Annotated in this window: 17 protein-coding genes; 14 read left to right on the top strand and 3 right to left on the bottom strand. The window is 41.8% G+C overall.

Annotation, left to right across the window (positions count from 1 at the left end):
* The first annotated feature begins 57 nt into the window (after positions 1 to 57).
* The 7 genes from W293_RS0114840 to W293_RS0114810 all read left to right on the top strand — a co-directional run bounded on the left by W293_RS0114840 (position 58) and on the right by W293_RS0114810 (position 8,394).
* Entirely contained in the window at positions 58 to 1,050 is a 993-nt protein-coding gene (locus W293_RS0114840; protein WP_025651576.1) for an IS110 family transposase, read from the top strand.
* Between the two features lie 353 nt (positions 1,051 to 1,403).
* Positions 1,404 to 3,104 (top strand): phosphoethanolamine transferase, encoded by a 1,701-nt coding sequence (locus W293_RS0114835; RefSeq protein WP_025653173.1) that lies wholly within the window; start codon positions 1,404 to 1,406, stop codon positions 3,102 to 3,104.
* Between the two features lie 44 nt (positions 3,105 to 3,148).
* Positions 3,149 to 3,835 carry a response regulator transcription factor gene (locus W293_RS0114830; RefSeq protein ID WP_025653172.1) on the top strand — a complete coding sequence of 229 codons (687 nt, stop codon included), beginning with the start codon at positions 3,149 to 3,151 and terminating at the stop codon, positions 3,833 to 3,835.
* 46 nt (positions 3,836 to 3,881) lie between these two features.
* Positions 3,882 to 5,228 carry a sensor histidine kinase gene (locus W293_RS0114825; protein ID WP_025653171.1) on the top strand — a complete coding sequence of 449 codons (1,347 nt, stop codon included), beginning with the start codon at positions 3,882 to 3,884 and terminating at the stop codon, positions 5,226 to 5,228.
* A gap of 766 nt (positions 5,229 to 5,994) precedes the next feature.
* Positions 5,995 to 6,468: a diacylglycerol kinase gene (locus W293_RS0114820; RefSeq protein ID WP_025653170.1), complete on the top strand. Its 474-nt coding sequence runs from the start codon at positions 5,995 to 5,997 to the stop codon at positions 6,466 to 6,468.
* Positions 6,469 to 6,544: 76 nt separating this feature from the next.
* Positions 6,545 to 7,312 (top strand): PAP2 family lipid A phosphatase, encoded by a 768-nt coding sequence (locus W293_RS0114815; protein WP_025653169.1) that lies wholly within the window; start codon positions 6,545 to 6,547, stop codon positions 7,310 to 7,312.
* A 281-nt stretch (positions 7,313 to 7,593) separates the two neighbouring features.
* Entirely contained in the window at positions 7,594 to 8,394 is an 801-nt protein-coding gene (locus W293_RS0114810) for a membrane protein (protein WP_025653168.1), read from the top strand.
* A 219-nt stretch (positions 8,395 to 8,613) separates the two neighbouring features.
* Here the strand turns inward: W293_RS0114810 and W293_RS16605 are convergent, their stop codons facing one another.
* The 3 genes from W293_RS16605 to W293_RS0114795 all read right to left on the bottom strand — a co-directional run bounded on the left by W293_RS16605 (position 8,614) and on the right by W293_RS0114795 (position 12,279).
* A complete protein-coding gene (locus W293_RS16605) occupies positions 8,614 to 9,369 on the bottom strand; it encodes a sterol desaturase family protein (RefSeq protein WP_051395152.1) in 756 nt (251 codons plus the stop codon).
* Positions 9,370 to 9,971: 602 nt separating this feature from the next.
* The gene (locus tag W293_RS0114800) at positions 9,972 to 11,534 is read right to left on the bottom strand and encodes an ATP-binding protein (RefSeq protein WP_025653167.1); all 1,563 of its coding nucleotides are present in this window, start codon (positions 11,532 to 11,534) and stop codon (positions 9,972 to 9,974) included.
* Between the two features lie 13 nt (positions 11,535 to 11,547).
* Positions 11,548 to 12,279: a heavy metal response regulator transcription factor gene (locus W293_RS0114795; protein WP_025653166.1), complete on the bottom strand. Its 732-nt coding sequence runs from the start codon at positions 12,277 to 12,279 to the stop codon at positions 11,548 to 11,550.
* A gap of 300 nt (positions 12,280 to 12,579) precedes the next feature.
* Here W293_RS0114795 and W293_RS0114790 point away from each other — a divergent pair, with 300 nt between their 5' ends.
* From W293_RS0114790 to W293_RS0114760, 7 genes are all read left to right on the top strand, one after another.
* On the top strand, positions 12,580 to 12,906 hold the full coding sequence (locus W293_RS0114790) for a hypothetical protein (RefSeq protein ID WP_025653165.1): 327 nt from the start codon (positions 12,580 to 12,582) through the stop codon (positions 12,904 to 12,906).
* A gap of 139 nt (positions 12,907 to 13,045) precedes the next feature.
* Positions 13,046 to 13,312 carry a hypothetical protein gene (locus W293_RS0114785; RefSeq protein WP_025653164.1) on the top strand — a complete coding sequence of 89 codons (267 nt, stop codon included), beginning with the start codon at positions 13,046 to 13,048 and terminating at the stop codon, positions 13,310 to 13,312.
* A gap of 176 nt (positions 13,313 to 13,488) precedes the next feature.
* The gene (locus W293_RS0114780; RefSeq protein ID WP_025653163.1) at positions 13,489 to 13,764 is read left to right on the top strand and encodes a hypothetical protein; all 276 of its coding nucleotides are present in this window, start codon (positions 13,489 to 13,491) and stop codon (positions 13,762 to 13,764) included.
* Positions 13,765 to 13,872: 108 nt separating this feature from the next.
* Complete coding sequence (locus W293_RS0114775) at positions 13,873 to 14,493, top strand: c-type cytochrome (protein ID WP_025653162.1); 621 nt, start codon at positions 13,873 to 13,875, stop codon at positions 14,491 to 14,493.
* Between the two features lie 130 nt (positions 14,494 to 14,623).
* Positions 14,624 to 15,292 carry a DUF411 domain-containing protein gene (locus tag W293_RS0114770; RefSeq protein ID WP_025653161.1) on the top strand — a complete coding sequence of 223 codons (669 nt, stop codon included), beginning with the start codon at positions 14,624 to 14,626 and terminating at the stop codon, positions 15,290 to 15,292.
* A gap of 108 nt (positions 15,293 to 15,400) precedes the next feature.
* The gene (locus W293_RS0114765; RefSeq protein WP_025653160.1) at positions 15,401 to 17,104 is read left to right on the top strand and encodes a copper resistance system multicopper oxidase; all 1,704 of its coding nucleotides are present in this window, start codon (positions 15,401 to 15,403) and stop codon (positions 17,102 to 17,104) included.
* Positions 17,105 to 17,135: 31 nt separating this feature from the next.
* The gene (locus W293_RS0114760; protein ID WP_025653159.1) at positions 17,136 to 18,320 is read left to right on the top strand and encodes a copper resistance protein B; all 1,185 of its coding nucleotides are present in this window, start codon (positions 17,136 to 17,138) and stop codon (positions 18,318 to 18,320) included.
* The last annotated feature ends 5 nt before the right edge of the window (positions 18,321 to 18,325 follow it).

Here is an 18,325-nt window from a genome sequence, read left to right as displayed (position 1 = left end):
CTCGACATCTTATCAGATGCCATGAGTGACACTGCATAAACAAGGGAAGACAATAAGATGACACATTATATAGGCATAGACGTTAGTAAAAATAAGCTAGATATTGCATGGCTCAAAGACACTGACAAACTAAAATTCAAAACTAAAGTCTTTAAAAATGATCACAGTGACTATGCTGCTCTTATCAACTGGCTAATTGCTAACATTACTGATGACTTAAACAACATCCACATAACCCTTGAAGCTACAGGCGTCTATCACGAGAACATCGCCTACTACCTATTTGATAAAAAGCTTAACGTTAGCATCATCAATCCTGCTTACGTCAAAAGCTATGCTGCTAGTTTAGGAAGTCGCAACAAGACGGATAAGAAAGATAGTATGTTATTAGCCCGCTACACCTATAGTGCTAAGCCTAAATTGTGGACACCGCCGCCAGCAGAGGCGCGTCACCTCAAGTCTTTACTGTCGCGCTTAGACGCGCTACAAGAAGACTTACAACGTGAGCTGAATCGATTGGAAAAAACGGAGGCCACAGACACCGCTCCTATCGTTAAAGCGTCTATTGAGCAGATGATAGTCTCTTTGCAAGCCGCCATTGTTAAGCTCAATGGTGATATTGATGACCATATCGATGGTCATCCCAATTTAAAGCAAGACCAATATCTGCTACAAACTATTAAAGGCGTCGGCCCTGTTGTCTCAAAGCAGATGATGTCGCTGATGCATAATAAGCAGTTTAGTCAAGCGTCGCAAATGGCAGCCTTTTTAGGTCTAGTTCCCAAGCATAGTGAATCAGGGCTATTTAAGGGCAAGTCTCGCTTAGCAAAGAATGGCTCAAGTGCCGTAAGAGCTAAATTGTATATGCCGGCGCTAGTCGCCATTAAGCATAATCCCGACATTAAGGCGCAGTATGAGCGACTGCTTGCTAACGGTAAGTGCAAAATGCAGGCTGTCTGTGCGGCGATGCGTAAGCTTGTGCATATTTGTTTCGGCGTGGTTAAACATCAGCAACCTTACCAAGCAAGAGTTGAGCTAATTAGCACTTGATTTGGCTTTTTTAAGATGGTATCTCTTATAAGCTGTCCAATTTTATTATGCCACTACAGTCTGTTGAACATTCAAATATTAGGACTGCGCATTGTCTAAAAAATAGCCACTGCCAGTGCCACATTTGAATGTTCAACAGACCCTAAGCAAACTGTGAATACTTAGAGTTAATACTATCGATAGAATTGCCTAAATCAGAAATGTAACCAACACTACTATCTCATTGTTCAGTCTAATGAATCCTGATACCCATTCAAACTATCCCTTAATCCAACTGTCTTAACGTCTTCTTAACAGAGCACTTGTTATCGTAAGGAATTGCATTCCTTATCATTCTGTTGAGAAGCCCCACTATGTCAACCTCTCAAGCACTTAGCACCGATATTACCAAAGCCAGTACTAAAAAAAGCTATCGACGCAATCTCTTTAATCGTGAGATCAATCTCAGTTATTTGATTATCATCGTGGCTCTTTATATAGTCGCTACTGCGAATTTTGGTTTTTTTACACAAGTGCTAAGTATCTATCCTGTTAGCACTAATATTGGTTTTATCATTTCGATCATAGCCTTGTTGTTAGGCTTGATGTGGCTAATCTTTCAGTTGTTGTGCTATCGACCCATTGCAAAACCAGTGCTCATCGCTATGGTATTGATAGCGGCTGTATGTGGTTATTTTACAGACGCTTACGGTACGATATTTGATCGTAGTATGCTGATCAACAGTATGCAGACCGATCGAGCAGAAGCGATGGGGCTGATGTCGCTAAGTTTTTTTATTCGGGTATTTCTGCTAGGTGTTGTACCCGCTGTTCTTATTGCAAAGATTCGTATCAAACGAGTGCCTTTACGTCGAGCATTATTGCAAAGGAGCGCGACTTTAATCTTGTCTGTCGCTTTAATAGCCGTCGCTCTACTACCTTTTGGGGATCAATACGCGACCTTTTTTCGCCAACATAAAATGGTTCGTAGCTACGCCAATCCCATTACTCCTATTTACTCTGTTATCAAATTGGGTACCGATTACGTCGATGAATTACGTCGTCCTGACACCTTGATAGCACATGCGACAGATGCCAAACGTCTCACTGCTACTGCGGGAACTAACGCTGCAAAACCTAAACTTATGGTCTTTGTCGTCGGTGAAACCGTTCGCGCCGATCACATTGGTCTTAATGGCTATAAGCGCGATACGATGCCTCTTTTAGCTAACCAGCCAGACATTTATAGCTTCAAAAATGCCACCTCTTGCGGCACTTCTACCGCTTATTCTGTACCTTGTATGTTCAGTTATGCCAGTCGAGAAAACTATAATGATAATAATTCGGACTACAACGAGAACGTATTAGATACTCTACATAAGCAAGGCGTCAATGTTGTGTGGCGAGACAATAATTCGAGCTCTAAAGGGGTGGCTGATAGAGTGACCTTTGAAAATTACAGGACAGCTGATATCAATCCAAATTGTGATGTTGAGTGTCGTGACATTGGTATGTTAAATGGTTTTGATACTTTAGTTAAGTCAGATACAAGGGTAAAATCGGACGTACCAGCTAAAGACACGCTTATTTTATTGCATCAAATGGGCAACCATGGTCCTGCGTACTACAAACGTTATCCTAAAGAATTTGAAGTGTATCAGCCAGTATGTATGACTAACGAGCTGTCCAAGTGCGATGATCAGTCCGTCATCAACGGTTATGACAATGCCATTCGTTATACTGATTACTTTTTAAATAACGTTATTGATACGCTAAAAACTTATGAGCAGGATTATGATGTGACGATGGTATATATCAGCGATCATGGAGAAAGCTTGGGTGAAAATAACATCTACTTGCATGGTTTACCCTATGCCATAGCGCCCGATGCTCAAAAGCAGGTACCCGTCATTATCTGGTCGCCTACTAGCAACAATATTGATAAAAGCAGCCTTGCTAGTATGATTGATCAGCCGGTATCACACGATTTTATTACCCCGACTTTACTTAATTTTTTCGGTATTACGACTGACGAAGTAGCAGCAGCACCGACATTTTTTAAGTCTGTCTATTAAGATTTTAGCGCTAAGCACTGCTGACATTTATGCATGAGATAACTATGTACAAAATACTTATTATTGAAGACAACCCAGATATCGTGGCCAATATTTATGCTTTTTTTGAGCCTAAAGGCTTTGCATTAGACAATGCGCATAACGGCATTAGTGGCTTAACACTGGCTTCGAACAATCGCTACGACGTTATCTTATTGGATGTCATGCTACCGGGTATGGATGGTACAAAACTGTGCAAAAAACTCAGAGAAGACTTCCACAACAAAACCCCTGTATTGATGCTAACTGCTCGCGATACGATTTTGGATAAAGTTGCAGGCTTCGATAGTGGCGCTGATGATTATCTGGTCAAGCCTTTCTCACTCATTGAGCTAGAATCTCGCATCAAAGCGCTTATACGTCGCCATCAAGACGACCATTTTCATCACAGTATCAATATCGGCAAATTGTCCTTGAATACAGAGGAACACACGATTACCCGAGAAGGCAAAGCGTTAAAACTGACACCAACAGGGTTTAAAATATTAGAAGCTTTGATGAATGCGTCGCCCCGAGTCGTCAGTAAAAGCGAATTGGAGGAAAAGGTATGGGGTGAGGATATTCCTAGTAGCGATGCACTGCGTACCCATATGCACAGTGTGCGTGCCCAAGTCGATAAGCCGTTTGCTGACATTATGATAGTGACGGTGCCTGGTGTTGGTTATCAGATTATTGACCCAGATAAAGTGTAAAATCTGTTTACTACCTTTACTACCTTTGCCACTACGAAGTGATGCTATGTTCAGAATTGACTCTATCGTTAACAAGTTTCGAATATCATACTTTTTATTTGCCGTACTACTGTGCGCGACTTTCGTCAGCATTTTTGTGTATGCAGAGACGAGGATGGAGAAAGAGCTGGTAAAGGCACGCCTGCTACAGCAGCTAGAGCTGAGTCAAGAAAAAGAAGGCGAGCTGGCTGTCTATGTGGCAGATCCAGGTATCAAAATTTACCGCTATGATACTGCGCCTGAAGATTTGAAAACTATGGCCGATGATAAAGTGCAAGAAACCTCTGTCACGGTTAACACTAAAACAGGTACGACCAGAACCAACCTGCACTTCTTTGCTTATCAGCAAAATAAACAGAAATTTATTTTGACTTACTTAGAAGACAGAGAAATGGTATTGGCAAACTACCCTGTTTTAGCCATCTTTGAACATTTAGAAGACATCTTTGCCAATGCCTTGAGAGTGGCTGTTATTTTAAGCTTGCTGATTGCCATCATATTCTCTCAGCTATCCTCAAAGCAGATTACTAAGCCGCTACTAGATCTAAAACAAGCGGTAGAAAACGATCACCAAAATTTAACCGAATTGACTCATTTGCCGTCGGAGGTTGGCGTCTTAGCACGAGCGATTGATCAGAAAAATCATAAGTTAGAGCAGTACCTCAAACGTGAGCAGCTATTTACCGGCGATGTAAGCCACGAATTGCGCACGCCTTTAACGATTATTATGGGTGCGTCAGAAGTACTGGCCTCCCAATTAGCAAGCGATCACTATTTGAGTGAATTTACTGAGCGCATTAGTACGACTGCTAAAGAAACCTCCGAGATTATCAGCGCGTTGTTACTACTCTCGCGCGCCCCTGAAAAACTGGACGCACCGCAAACCTCTATTAATAACATCGCTATCAATGAATTAGAGCGCTTAAAGTATCTGCTGCGTTATAAAACGGTGACTTATACCGTAGTCGCTGAACAAGAGTATTCTGCTAATGTGCGCCCTGAACTGTTAAAAATGGCGCTGGGTAATCTGATTAAAAATGCTTTTCAGTACACAGATGATGGTGAAGTCAAAGTCACTATTGATGCAGAAAAAATAACGGTCACCGATACAGGCCTAGGCATTCCCGAGTCTATGATGCCGTTGCTGTATGAGAGATTTGAGCGTTTAGATCAGCAGAATGATAGCACTCCATTATCTACAGATTTGCTGGCTGACGATTATGCGAGCTATAAAGTTGAGGGTACAGGACTGGGTCTTAGCATCGTGCAGCGCATCATGACGCATATGGGCTGGCAACTGACCCATCAAGCCAATACCACAGGCGGCAGTACCTTTAGTATTTATTATAAATAACGATGACAGTGGCATAATTTTCATTAAAAAATGAGTGTACCCATAATGGCACTTACCTTAAATGTCCTCTTCAACCTTGATAGAAAGCAACGGCTGATACCATCATAAAACTAGAAAATTTTGAATTTCAGATTATTATTACCCCGCTAAAATAATGCTTAGTAATCTAGAGCGTGTCTTCAATTCACTCGATAGTCATCTAAATGGGCTAAAAATGGCTAAATCTTGCCAAACATCGTCAAATAGCTTGTTAATATCCCGATATTATCTACGCTATTTTTCTTGTTTGACGGCAATTTATCTCATTTTTATCGCCATCTTTGAAATGAAGACACGCCCTAATTAAAAGTATTTTATCTTAACGCTTTCTTAACAGCGCTAAGCACATACTGATACCCAAGTGCTAACCAGTGCCCTCCTACACTGGGATCATCACAACAATAATTATATCGGTGATTGCACTTTTATTATATTTTCGCTTTTATTGTATTTTCACTCTAACTTCAATCAGCAGCAGTAGCCGATACCCTAGTAAAATTAGGTGTCAGCTACTGCTTTTTAGCAGGTGCAATCTATAGTCAAAATCTCCTAAAAATGCCACGGTATTGCTGATGTATGGGTCATACTTCAAACGAGGTTAACGCAGTAATACTTTTATAGTGGAATGACTATAGATGGGCGATGCCTTAACGCTTTCTTAACACGCTTCATCATATACTTAAGATATGCCAGCCACTCTAATCTAAATGACCAGTAAGCAACTAATATGAATAACCTCAAACCTATTACTCTCGATCACGATGCCGCACATCCTGATTATAAAAATCAGCCAGTATCTGGTGATTTTCTTGTAGTAGATAGCTTTGCGAGTAATGCTAAAGGTAAAACAGGTTTGGCGCGTATTTTAAAAGCCACAGGATATTCTATAGATGGTTTTAAAGCGGCTTATCAGTTTGAAGCAGCGTTTAGGCAAGTTTTTTGGCTCAATCTCGTATTATTCATAGCCATTATATTTATGCCTTTTAATATCGGTATAAAAATGATGCTGGTGGTTGCTTCCTTTTTATCCCTCATTGTTGAGTTGATTAATACAGGTATTGAAGCCAGTGTCGATCATACCTCAACCGAGCAACATCCCTTAGCAAAAATAGCCAAAGATGTCGGCTCTGCTGCCCAGTTTTTAGCGTTATTACTGCTGTTTGTGTTGTGGATAATGGCCTTAATAAACCTGTTATTTTGAATAGAACATCAGTTTTATAGCTTAAGCGTTTGCAACTTAATAAACGACAACTTAATAAATTGAGTAAGGCGCCTCAATGACTCTAAAAAATAACCTGACCGATTGGATGTGGCTGAAGCTCCTTTGCTTGACCATTATTGCCGCTCTAACCTTTGAGCACAGCCAGTTTGATATTCGTATTAGTGAGCTTTTCTATACCAACGGTCAGTGGCTCCTCCAAAAAGGTGCTCAGCCTTACGCTTTTATCTTTTATGATGGACCTAAAGCGCTATTAATCCTCTCAGCTATCTACTTAGTCACGATTTTAATTATCAAATACAGACAACCTTCGAGCACTACTTCTACCATCCACTATGGCAAGCTCGACAGATTTATTATTCCTTTGTCGGTTCGTGAAATAAGTTATCTGCTGACTATTCTTATCGTCGTACCTTCTAGCATTGCACTCTTAAAAGGAGTCACCCATGTCAGTTGCCCCAATCATTTGACACTGTTTGGTGGCGAGCTTCCTTATCTAAATATTTGGCAAAATATAGTCGCGAATACGCCTGCCAAGTGCTTCCCAGCCGCTCACGCTAGCGCAGGATTTTCTTTGTATGGTTTAGCATTCTTACCCACTTTGCATAAGTACCGCTATAGAATATTTGAAATAGTGACTGTCTTAGGCTGGACAATGGGGATGTATAAAATGCTGTTTGGCGATCATTTTTTTAGCCACACATTGGTATCAATGCTGCTTTCACTAACAATTACCTGTGCGCTTGCCAGCGTATTTTTTAAACGAACGGCTCATCACAAAGCTCACAACCTTACTTTAAGCAGCACAGTTGATTCAGTCAAATAGCTATTATAGTCATTCCACTATAAAAGTATTACTGCGTTAACCTCGCTTGAAGTATCACATATACATCTACACTTGGTTGCCTTGTACTACTTTTACATTGAATCGACTATAGCACAAACTCGCTCAAGCCTTCTGCCCTATAATTTATAGGGTTTTTTTGTCAAAAAATTTTAATGAATTTAGAAGGCCCTATCTTGACACTTTCTTAACACCTCTATTGATAATTTAGTCATGTCAACAATATGACATTAAATTTGCTTATCGACAGAGTGAATCCACACATGAATACAACCTTAAATACTCAATACCCATCCACCGCTGCAGATAATGATTCTCTATTAAATGCTTTGTCCAAAGTTCCAGAGGTTACCCTGCTTTTTTGGATAATCAAAGTGGCTGCTACGACACTTGGTGAGACGGCAGGCGACGCCTTATCCATGTCGCTCAACCTAGGCTACATCGTCAGTACTGGTATATTCGCTGTGCTATTTGGCATAGCGGTTGCCACTCAAATTAAAGCCAATTCGTTTAATAAATGGTTGTATTGGACGACGATTATTGCGACAACGACATTAGGCACAACGATAGCAGATTACGTGACGAGATCACTAGGAATTGGCTACGCTGGCGGCTCAGCGTTACTGGTAGCGCTACTTGGGGTATGTTTAGTCATATGGCAAAAAACGATGGGCAGCATTGCCATCGATAGTATTAGCAAGCCCAAAGCAGAGGTGTTTTACTGGACGACCATTATGTTTTCGCAGACGCTTGGTACAGCACTTGGTGACTGGGTCGCAGATACCAAAGGCATGGGCTATACAACGAGTGCCATCATCTTTGGCTCTTTATTAGCACTTATTGCTGTGATGCATTTCGGTACGAAAATATCAAAAACGCTGCTATTTTGGAGTGCTTTCGTTTTAACTCGGCCTTTAGGAGCTGTACTAGGTGACTTTTTAGACAAGCCTATCGATCATGGTGGTCTGGCATTGAGTCGCTTTGGCGCTTCGGCAGCGCTGTTAGGATTTATCATTGTCTGTTTATTAATCTTTAAACAACGGGCTAGTACAAAGGCTCATTGATATAAAGAAACCTACCTGAAAATGTGAGATGCCAGTAGATACTGCATGCTTATAGTCAAGGAATTTTAGAATCGCTACAAGGCGACCGACCGCAGATAGTACACTGAGTACCTCTAGAGCGGGTAACACCGTAGCGGTTTAAAAGTGCTCTGACTATATTATGAATCAGGCCGTATCGTGCTTTCAAATGAGTGCTTATACTTTGAGGCTTACTAGCGCCTAACGTCTAGCGCCTAACGATGTTGCTGTCTTTTTGTTCTTTTGTGCCTGCAACTCACCTTGCTCTATTTCTAACGGCGTTAAGCCCTGCTTTTTCGCTTTTAAATACCGTAAATAGGCAGGGATATGCGTTTTACCTAAATATTTATCCAAATAAGGTAAAAAGCCAGCATAGTTGCCTTTGAATTTGGCATGATGGAAGTCGTGATAGATAGGCCCTTGATAGATAGGCCCTTGATACATAGGCAACAAATGCACAGGATTCCAAGGAATATCATAACCAATGTGTCCATCCGCCCCTTCGACCTGACGTAGAATGACCCACATCCAAACCACATAGATATGCGCGCCTAGCAAGATAGGCCCAACCAAGGTGAGCATCGCGGTCAATGAATACTCAATCCAGTGCATGTAATTGCCATTGATACCGCAGGTATTACGAATACGATGATGGACGCTATGAATATGCCGCAACAACCATTTATTCTCATGCATATAGTGATGCATCCAGTAGTATAAAAAATCATCAAGTAGCACAAAAAATATCAATTGCGCGATGATAATATACCAAACAGGCAGTGTGCCTTTGTGGACGCCAGTCAACTGCAATAGTGGCCAACTAACCACTAATAACGTCGCCAAAATGAGGTTTTTGACCACGATACGACCAATCGAAGGCAACAGGAATTTCTTCATCTCGAACGGTTTTTGTTGAATCTTGTATTTGCGCAAAGACAGCGGATCTAACCAAGCCACCACCGTTCATGGAATGGCTACCACCAAAAAAGCTGCCATACTAATGGCAAGAGTCGCCATAGGAAATTGCCAAAACCAAAGGTTGTTGTAAAACCCTTGCCAATACGAAAACACATCCATATGTCACCTATTGTCTTAAAGTAGCCGAGCTGTTGCTCACTATCAATTGCTGTACTGTTTTAATAGCTATAGTCAAAATATCCTAAAAACGCGACGCTATTGCTGATATCAGTTTTTCGTCGCCTCTGTCTGCGCAGGCACAGCAAGCAAGAAAAATGGATATCAGCAGTGCCTGATGGTTCGATATTACTTTTCACTGACTATACACTGTTTTAATAGTAGCAGTGGTCAAGCAAGACACCCTAAACCGAGAATGGCTAATAAGTATGTTACCTTAAAACACTATAACATTTGTTGATTATATAAGCGGTCATTTAGGCTGTTGCTAAGCTTATCAGCGCCGACTAAAACGATTTTTTGACTGGTAAAACCCTCAACACGTCAAGCCTCTAACGTGTTTTTAAGACAGCGTTTCACTTCAATCACTCCGATTATTTCGATTATTTCGATATTAAACACCAATCCGTTCTTCAGAGTAACCATCAAGCAATCAACAACTCTACCGCCACTTCAAAAATATACTCATCTCTGATGGTGATACTCACCCTACCTTTATGAGCATTGGCGATAGCCTGCACTATAGACAACCCTAAACCTGTCCCTGAATGCTGGCTGCTGCTTTTGTCGTGACGATAGAATCTCTCAAATAATTTATCGGCATCACTTTGACTTAACGGTTTTTCTAAGTGATTCGTCAAGGTGATTTTTAACCAAGATTGCTTTGAGATTTGATTATGGTTCTTTGCCATATTGAGAGTGTCAGCTGTATAAAAAGCATCAGCCGTATTAAGAGCAAGAGGATCGGAGGCAGCACTCAAGGGAACGCTGGTGGCTGATATAGCGATAACACTGTCACTGGCCGCATAATAAATGGCATTTGACATGAGATTGGCAAACAGCCGTTGCAATAAGCCTTCATCCCCTAATACCGTTTTAAAATCTCCTGATTTCGAAAAAGTTATGTCACGATCTTCGGCAATCATTTCATAGTAGTCTGTGAGCTTGGTGATTAAGTTTTCGGTATCTACTCGACTCACTTGCGAGTCACTCAGCCCTTTTTGGGTTTTTGCCAGTAGCAACATATTATTGATCATGGCTGATAACTGCTCAAGCGTATCGTGCTGATGATGCAATTGCTCAATGTATTCCTCATCCTTTCGCGGCTTATTCAACATCACTTGCGTTTGTGTACTCAGCGTCGCTATTGGCGTGCGTAACTCATGAGCGATATTGTCCGAAAACCGTGACAAGGATTCAAAATTACTTTCGAGCTTGACCATCATAGCGTTATAAGATTCCGCGAGCGGCCTTAGCTCCAATGGCATATCACTAACGATGACGCGCTCATCCAACCTTTCAGGATTAATGCCTTTCATCTTTTGAATAATAGTTGCCAAAGGTGCAAAACCCCAATAGACGCTCAATGCCGCTATGGAAACCAGCAGTAAGGTAATCGCAAATAAAATCATACTGAGCTGGCGATTAAACTGTAATAAATACTGATGATGCACGTCGATCGGTAAGGCGATAAGCGCGAGCGTATTACTGTCTTCAATAATCATCGCCCGATAGCGTCTGTCATTGATATTAATGACAAACTGCTGATCGTCATTATCCTGCTGCAATGACCATAAGTTAAAATCTACGCTGAGCTCATTGGCAAAGTTGCTAGGGGTACTCGATAGTAGGCGTCCCTCTTTGTCAGCAATGATGGTCTTTAAATCGTAATCTTGCTGAGAAGAATGTAGATGGTTAGCGCTTTCTGTTGCCGTTGAAAGAAGTGGCTTTTCAGAAAGTGGGTTTATAGAAGATGGCGAGCTTAGTAGGTTTTGAGACGTTAGCCGGTCATCAGAGTCTGTTGCTCGCTTACGTAAATTAAAAGCTGCGTGGGTAATAATCTCAGCATCCATTTGTTCAAAATGCCCTTTGACAGAGCGCTGTACCCAAATATAGATGATGACTTGTGAGACGACCACGAATATCGTTAGCAAAAATACCGTGCGCCATAAGAGTGGTAGGCGGCGGTTGTCAAATTTATATCTCATGTTACTTGGCTTCTTACTTAGCGGCAGAATGTTGCGCTTCGATACTGGGGTGTGTAGTGGTATCGCTATCGACCGCATCCAATCGGTAGCCCATACCCCGTACAGTGTGTATCAATTTCATATTATGATTGTCGTCTATTTTTATGCGCAGGCGTCTTATCGCCACATCGATCACATTGGTATCATTATCGAAGTTCATGTCCCACACTTGAGAGGCGATGACCGAGCGCGGTAATACTTCACCACGGCGCTCCAGCATGAACTGTAACAAGGAAAATTCTTTCGCGGTCAGTTTAATAGGCGCGTCTCCCCTATGCACAGTGCGCTTGGCAATGTCCATTTTGAGATCGGCTATTTGCATGAGCGTACTTTTATAGTCCGATTGATTGGCGCGCCTTAACAAGCTTTTGATACGAACGATTAATTCTGCAAAGGCAAAAGGCTTGGTCAGATAATCATCGCCACCAATCTCGATCCCTTTTATTTTGTCACTTAAATCATCTTTCGCCGTCAAAAACAGCACGGGCGTATGCTTGCCAGCAGCTCGGTAATTACGTACCAGCTCAAAGCCACTAACGTCAGGCAGCATGACATCCATGAGTATCACACTAAATTCTTCAGTCATTAAGGCATGATAGCCATCCAAGCCTGTCAGGTGATGGTCAACAATAAACCCCGCTTCCGTTAGCCCTTTCTTTATATACTCTCCAAGTTTTTTCTCATCTTCTATCAATAGCACTTTCATAGTTTTTCCACCTAATGTCATTATAGTTATCAATAAAGTCTATCAAGCCCTTTGTCATAAACGATTGCTTTGGATAAAAGTATATTCTGACGCCTAATATTAAGAGAAGAAAGATGACAAAGTTGTATTGTTTATGACAAACATGTCATGTCTCAGTCATCAAGCTGTCAGTCACCATTTAGTATTATAAATCAACGCTACATAGAAGCTCTTCTATAATACAGATAGATTCTATAAATTCAGCGGTTATTTTAATTAGACATTCTATTACTCATCTACTCATCTTTAAAAGGACTTCACATGAAAAATTATAGTTCACTCAAAAAAGCGGTACTACTATCAGCATCGATGCTTATCGGTGTAACAGCGGCTAATGCGCATACGACCAATCTAAGCACTTCAATTATCGATAGCTGCGATAACGTTACCAAGTTTGCTAAAAACCTAGATCACAATAATGCAAATGTATCGGATGCTGAAATGAAAAGCTATATCGATGCTAGAGTTGCTTGTGAAGTTCAGCATCAAGATCAGCACTTGCAGTCTGAAAAGGATTTCGTGAACAAATATGGTCGCGATCGCGATAGAAGCCCTCAAGTCATACTAAAGGATTCTATTAAGAATTAAAATCTAGAAACGTTAAGATGACAATATTGTAATCTTATTGTCATCTACCAGTCAGAAAGAATAAGGTATCATCTAAACCAATTTAACAGTCTTGACATTAAACAGACTCAGGCGTTAATAAAATAAATAGGAATTAATTATGTCATTATCTAAATCAATCGCTGCCACTGCTGTAGCTCTAATCCTTTCAACCTCAGCTATGGCGCATTCTCCAGAGATGCATGCGAAAAAAGATAGTATGAGTTGTGAAAAGATGGAGAAAAACATGCAAATGATGGAAAAAATGCAAAAAATGGATCATAGCAAGATGGACATGAACGACCCTGCCATGAAAGCTATGATGGCGAATATGGGCAAAATGAAGCAAATGCATGAAAAGAATTGCGCTACCAAGGACCAAGGATAATAACTCTGATAGTCACAGCGCTTCTAAGTAAATCTAGCTTCGATAAATGACGAGTCAAGTTCAACCACAAGCTTTGTTGGGCTTGACCTCATTAAATACTAAACTAATTTTAACAGCAGTAGACTTTAAACAGATTCAGGCGTTAACAACTTTCAATAAATAAATAGGAATTAATTATGTTGCAATTTAAATTACTGTCTAAATCAATCGCTGCCACTGCTGTAGCTCTAATCGTTTCAACTTCAGCTATGGCGCATTCTCCAGAGATGCATGCACAAAAAGATAACATGAACTGTGAAAAGATGGAAAAAAACATGAAAATGATGGAAAAAATGGATCATAGCAAAATGAATATGGATGATCCTGCCATGAAGTCAATGATGGCGAACGTAGGTAAAATGAAGCAAATGTACCAAAAGCATTGTGTCACTAGTGACAATGATTCTAAGTAAATCTGACAGCGCTAGATAAAGAGTCAGGGTCAACTATTAAAACTCGTAGACCCTGACTCTATCAAATACTAAACTAATTTTAACAGCAATAGACTTTAGGACAGACATATGAAATTTTTATGGGGTGCGCTTTTTACCGTGTTTGTGGCAATCGTTGGGGTCTTTGCAGTTGTTAGCAGTGGTATTGTGAATATCGGTGCAGATCAAGGGCATACCCCACTGGTTTATAATTTTTTAGAGACGGCTCGCACGCGCTCTATAGCAAATGCTAGTAAAGATATTGTAGTGCCAGATCTAAAACAAGTGGATATGATCAGCTCTGGTGGTGCAGACTACAAAGATATGTGTGCAGGTTGTCACTTGGCTCCTGATGTAGAAAAAACAGATCTAAGCGAGTATCTGTATCCGCGTCCGCCTAATTTTACTAAGGCTGAAGTTGTCGCGCGTTATGATAATAAAGCGGGGGCACAACAGAACTTTTGGGCGATCAAACACGGTATCATGGCCTCTGGTATGCCAGCATGGGGCGCAACCCATGATGACGATAGAATGTGGGCGATGGTGGCTTTTATTAGAACGCTACCTGAACTAAATGCCGACCAATATACAATGCTCACCACAAGATTTAATAGCGATATGATGGACATGGATATGAATGATATGGACATGGAGATGATGGACGCAGATATGATGGATATGTCGGGTGAAGGTGCTGAGATGCAGCATTAATTGTTGAATAAAAAACGCAGTGCTAGGTAGTACTGCTTTTTAGGCTTTAAAGCTTGCTCGTATTACTTCATTTAGTGGTCGGGCGTGATTTTCTAAAATACTCAATAATCAAACGCTCAGGAGTGGTTTTATGGGACGCTATACTAATATATTCACTAGTGGACATAACCGGGTATCAGGTCGTGTCCTTTTATTGTTAACGGCATCCTCACTATCGTTAACACTAGCTGCTTGCAGCCAAGCTAATACTAGCGCCTCTGATTCAGAGACAGCACAACCAAAAGAGGCTGTTGTTGCTACGCAAACAGCACAAGAAGCTGAAGTTGCTACGCAAGAAGTAGAAAAAGCTGAAGTTGCACCGATTATGACCCCCGTAACCACTCAGTCCACGTTACTCAAAAATGTCTCAGCAACGGTTTATAAAGATCCAAACTGTGGCTGTTGTAAAGACTGGGTAAGCTATGCAAAAGATAATGGTCTAAGTGCAACCACGCAGCACCCTAAAGACTTGTCCTTATTTAAAGATCGTTACGGCGTACCAAAGGAAATGCGCGCTTGTCATACCACAGTGACAACCGATGGCTATGTGTTTGAAGGTCACGTTCCTGCCAAATATATGGCACAGTTCTTAGAAAACCCACCGGTACAAGCGATTGGACTTGCCGTACCCGGTATGCCAGTGGGTAGCCCTGGCATGAAATATCAGGATAAATTCATGCCGTATAAAGTCATGCAATTGAACAAAGATGGCAGCACAGAAATATATGCTACTATTGAGTCTCCAGCTCAGCAACTGTAAATTTAGTTTTACTTAAATAGTGTTTTAGTTAACTTACTGGTAAGTTATTGATGTATTATTAAAATACAGGCTTAAATACCATCTCGTAAAATAAATTAGGTCAACATTATGAATAATAAGAACATGTTTAACCGCAGGCGTTTTTTGACAGGGTCATCGACCCTGCTTGGTGCGTCAATGCTATCCACGCTGCCATCCATTGCTAATAGTGCGCTAAGCAAAGGTCAGCAAAACGTTGTCGTCAATAGTGATAAAGCCGATCATGTCGTCCCTATCTTGACGGGTAATGAGTTTGACCTTTACGTCAGCGAAAAGATGATTACGGTTAATGGTAAGTCAAGTATGGCGACGCTCATTAATGACTCATTGCCAGCGCCGACGCTTAAGATGCAAGAAGGCGATACGGTCATCATCCGTGTCCATAATCAACTGAATGAGTCGACCTCTATTCATTGGCACGGCTTGCTCGTTCCGTTCGAGATGGACGGCGTGCCTGGCATCAGCTTCGATGGTATTCCTGCCAATAGTACGTTTACTTATAAATTCAAACTCAAGCAATCGGGTACTTATTGGTATCACTCGCACACGGGCTTTCAAGAACAGACCGGTATGCGCGGTGCTATCGTCGTTGAGGCTAAAGGACGAGAACGTCACCCTATCGCAGAAGACCATGTCATTTTACTTAGTGATTGGACGCACCGTGATCCGCATAATTTATTGAAACTACTAAAGCAGCGTGCTGGCTTTGATAATTATCATCTGCCAGACTTTAAAAAGCTATTGTCCGATATTGCCGCTACGGATCTAAAAGCTGCTTTTGATAAGCGCAAAACGTGGAATCAGGTGCGGATGATGCCGACAGACTTTACTGATTTATCTGGTGAGACCACGTTTACTTATCTTATGAATGGTAAAACCACAGCGGCTAACTGGACGCAACTTGTCAAGGCTGGACAGCCTGTCAAACTACGTTTTATTAATGGTTCAGCGCAGACGATATTTGATGTACGCATCCCCGGCCTAAAAATGAAAGTCGTCGCGACGGATGGGATTGATGTCAGTCCCGTCGATATCGATGATTTCCGTATTGGGGTGGCCGAGACTTATGATGTCATCGTGACGCCCACTAAAGACGCGCATACCATATTTGCTCAAAACATAGATCGGTCAGGCTATGTTGCGACAACGCTTGCTACCAAAAAAGGGGCTCGTGCTGCGATACCAGCGATGGATAAAATCGAGTGGCTCACCATGGCAGATATGATGGGAGCTATGGGTGCGAATGGCTATGACGCCAAGCACGCCAAAACAGAATATGACTTTAAGTCCGATATGCGTGTGGACAGTCCACGTATGAACCTTGACGATCCAGGTATCAACCTGCGCAATATTAATAGAGAGGTTTTGAATTATAGTCAGTTGCGCTCTGTCGGCGATGAGATAATGGCAGAGCAGCGCAAACCCACCAGAGAGATTGAAATACATCTGACGGGAAACATGGAGCGCTATATTTGGGCTCTAGACGGGGTTATGTTCAAAGATGCCGCACCGGTCAATATTAAGCCGGGCGAGCGCGTACGTATTACCTTAGTCAATGACACCATGATGAATCATCCCATGCATTTGCATGGTATGTGGAGCGATCTGCGGATGCCTTCAGGTGAGTTTCAAGTACGTAAGCATACGATAATGGTACAGCCTGCACAAAAGATAAGCTTTGATGTCACCGGAGAAGCTGGCAGATGGGCATGGCATTGCCACTTGCTCTATCACATGGAAGCAGGGATGTTTAGAGAAGTTGCCGTTGTTTAAGCAAATCTTTGGTTGATAGGTGAGAGATGAGATGAAAATACATAAAGTAGGTTTACGGTTCGCCGGGGTATCATCATTGGTATTATTAGCATCATCATTTGCTAATGCTGCTGACCCGTCCACGGTTAAAAAAGACATGACTATGTCAGATATGGACCATAGTAGTATGGACATGTCGGATATGGATCATAGCAAAATGGATATGTCTGGTATGGACATGTCGGATATGGATCACAGCAGCATGGATATGTCGGGCAATATGTCAGATATGGACCATAGTGGCATGGATATGTCAGGCGATATGTCGGATATGGATCATAGTGGTATGGATATGTCAGGCGATATGTCGGATATGGATCACAGTGGTATGGATATGTCAGGTGACATGTCAGATATGGATCATAGTGGCATGGATATGTCGGGCGATATGTCAGGTATGGATCATAGTGGCATGGATATGTCGGGCATGGATCATGGCAGTATGGACATGTCAGGAATGCAAGGTGGCGAAGCTCCAGCTGATGCTCGCAGTCCTGACTATTCAAACGGTGTTCCCTATGGTCGCTTTGGTAAGCCTGTGATGATGGGTAGCTTACCGTTATGGGGCGTATCAGTAGACGATTTGGGCTATCAATTTGACGATGATCAAATCAATTATAAGTTTGATACGTGGTACGGTACAGACAGCAACCGCGTAACGCTACGTAGCGAAGGTAGTGTTCAGACTAAGGACGATAAAAAAATTGATAGTCTGACCTCGCTCGCTTACTGGAAGCCTCTCGGTATCTATTGGAACGGAGAAGCAGGTGTCGCTTATGATACCAAAAACGATAAGGCTGCCCTTATGGCGGGTATCGTAGGTACTGCACCATACTTTGTTGAAACAGATGCAAGAGCCTATCTCTATACTGATGGTCAAGTACGTCTTGACTTAGGTACGGCATATGAGTGGCGTTTGACTCAGCGTTGGGTTGTCAGACCAGAAGTAGGGCTGACAGCCTTTAGTAAAGACGATACTGACAACGGTATTACTAAAGGATTTAATGAGTTTGGGGCTGAAGTTCGGTTAGCTTATGAAACCCTAAGTCGTCAATTATCACCCTACGTTGGTTTTAGTTATGCATCAGCCTTAGGGGATGCACGAGACTTACGCCGCCAAGAAAACGTAGCCGTTGACTCTAGTAGTGTAACCGCTGGCGTAATGTTCTGGTTCTAAATTAT

The sequence above is a fragment of the Psychrobacter sp. TB67 genome (assembly GCF_000511065.1).
In the GTDB taxonomy this organism is placed as follows: domain Bacteria; phylum Pseudomonadota; class Gammaproteobacteria; order Pseudomonadales; family Moraxellaceae; genus Psychrobacter; species Psychrobacter okhotskensis.
Note: the sequence above shows the minus strand (reverse complement) of the source record. Positions and strands in the feature narration are given on the sequence as shown.

Bases quoted from the DNA above. Each gene is read 5' to 3' on its own strand.
- W293_RS0114785 (WP_025653164.1), top strand. From the start codon at position 13,046: ATGTCATTATCTAAATCAATCGCTGCCACTGCTGTAGCTCTAATCCTT.
- W293_RS0114790 (WP_025653165.1), top strand. From the start codon at position 12,580: ATGAAAAATTATAGTTCACTCAAAAAAGCGGTACTACTATCAGCATCG.
- W293_RS0114770 (WP_025653161.1), top strand. From the start codon at position 14,624: ATGGGACGCTATACTAATATATTCACTAGTGGACATAACCGGGTATCA.
- W293_RS0114760 (WP_025653159.1), top strand. From the start codon at position 17,136: ATGAAAATACATAAAGTAGGTTTACGGTTCGCCGGGGTATCATCATTG.
- W293_RS0114840 (WP_025651576.1), top strand. From the start codon at position 58: ATGACACATTATATAGGCATAGACGTTAGTAAAAATAAGCTAGATATT.
- W293_RS0114830 (WP_025653172.1), top strand. From the start codon at position 3,149: ATGTACAAAATACTTATTATTGAAGACAACCCAGATATCGTGGCCAAT.
- W293_RS0114775 (WP_025653162.1), top strand. From the start codon at position 13,873: ATGAAATTTTTATGGGGTGCGCTTTTTACCGTGTTTGTGGCAATCGTT.
- W293_RS0114835 (WP_025653173.1), top strand. From the start codon at position 1,404: ATGTCAACCTCTCAAGCACTTAGCACCGATATTACCAAAGCCAGTACT.
- W293_RS0114810 (WP_025653168.1), top strand. From the start codon at position 7,594: ATGAATACAACCTTAAATACTCAATACCCATCCACCGCTGCAGATAAT.
- W293_RS0114765 (WP_025653160.1), top strand. From the start codon at position 15,401: ATGAATAATAAGAACATGTTTAACCGCAGGCGTTTTTTGACAGGGTCA.
- W293_RS0114780 (WP_025653163.1), top strand. From the start codon at position 13,489: ATGTTGCAATTTAAATTACTGTCTAAATCAATCGCTGCCACTGCTGTA.
- W293_RS0114820 (WP_025653170.1), top strand. From the start codon at position 5,995: ATGAATAACCTCAAACCTATTACTCTCGATCACGATGCCGCACATCCT.
- W293_RS0114795 (WP_025653166.1), bottom strand. From the start codon at position 12,279: ATGAAAGTGCTATTGATAGAAGATGAGAAAAAACTTGGAGAGTATATA.
- W293_RS0114825 (WP_025653171.1), top strand. From the start codon at position 3,882: ATGTTCAGAATTGACTCTATCGTTAACAAGTTTCGAATATCATACTTT.
- W293_RS0114800 (WP_025653167.1), bottom strand. From the start codon at position 11,534: ATGAGATATAAATTTGACAACCGCCGCCTACCACTCTTATGGCGCACG.
- W293_RS0114815 (WP_025653169.1), top strand. From the start codon at position 6,545: ATGACTCTAAAAAATAACCTGACCGATTGGATGTGGCTGAAGCTCCTT.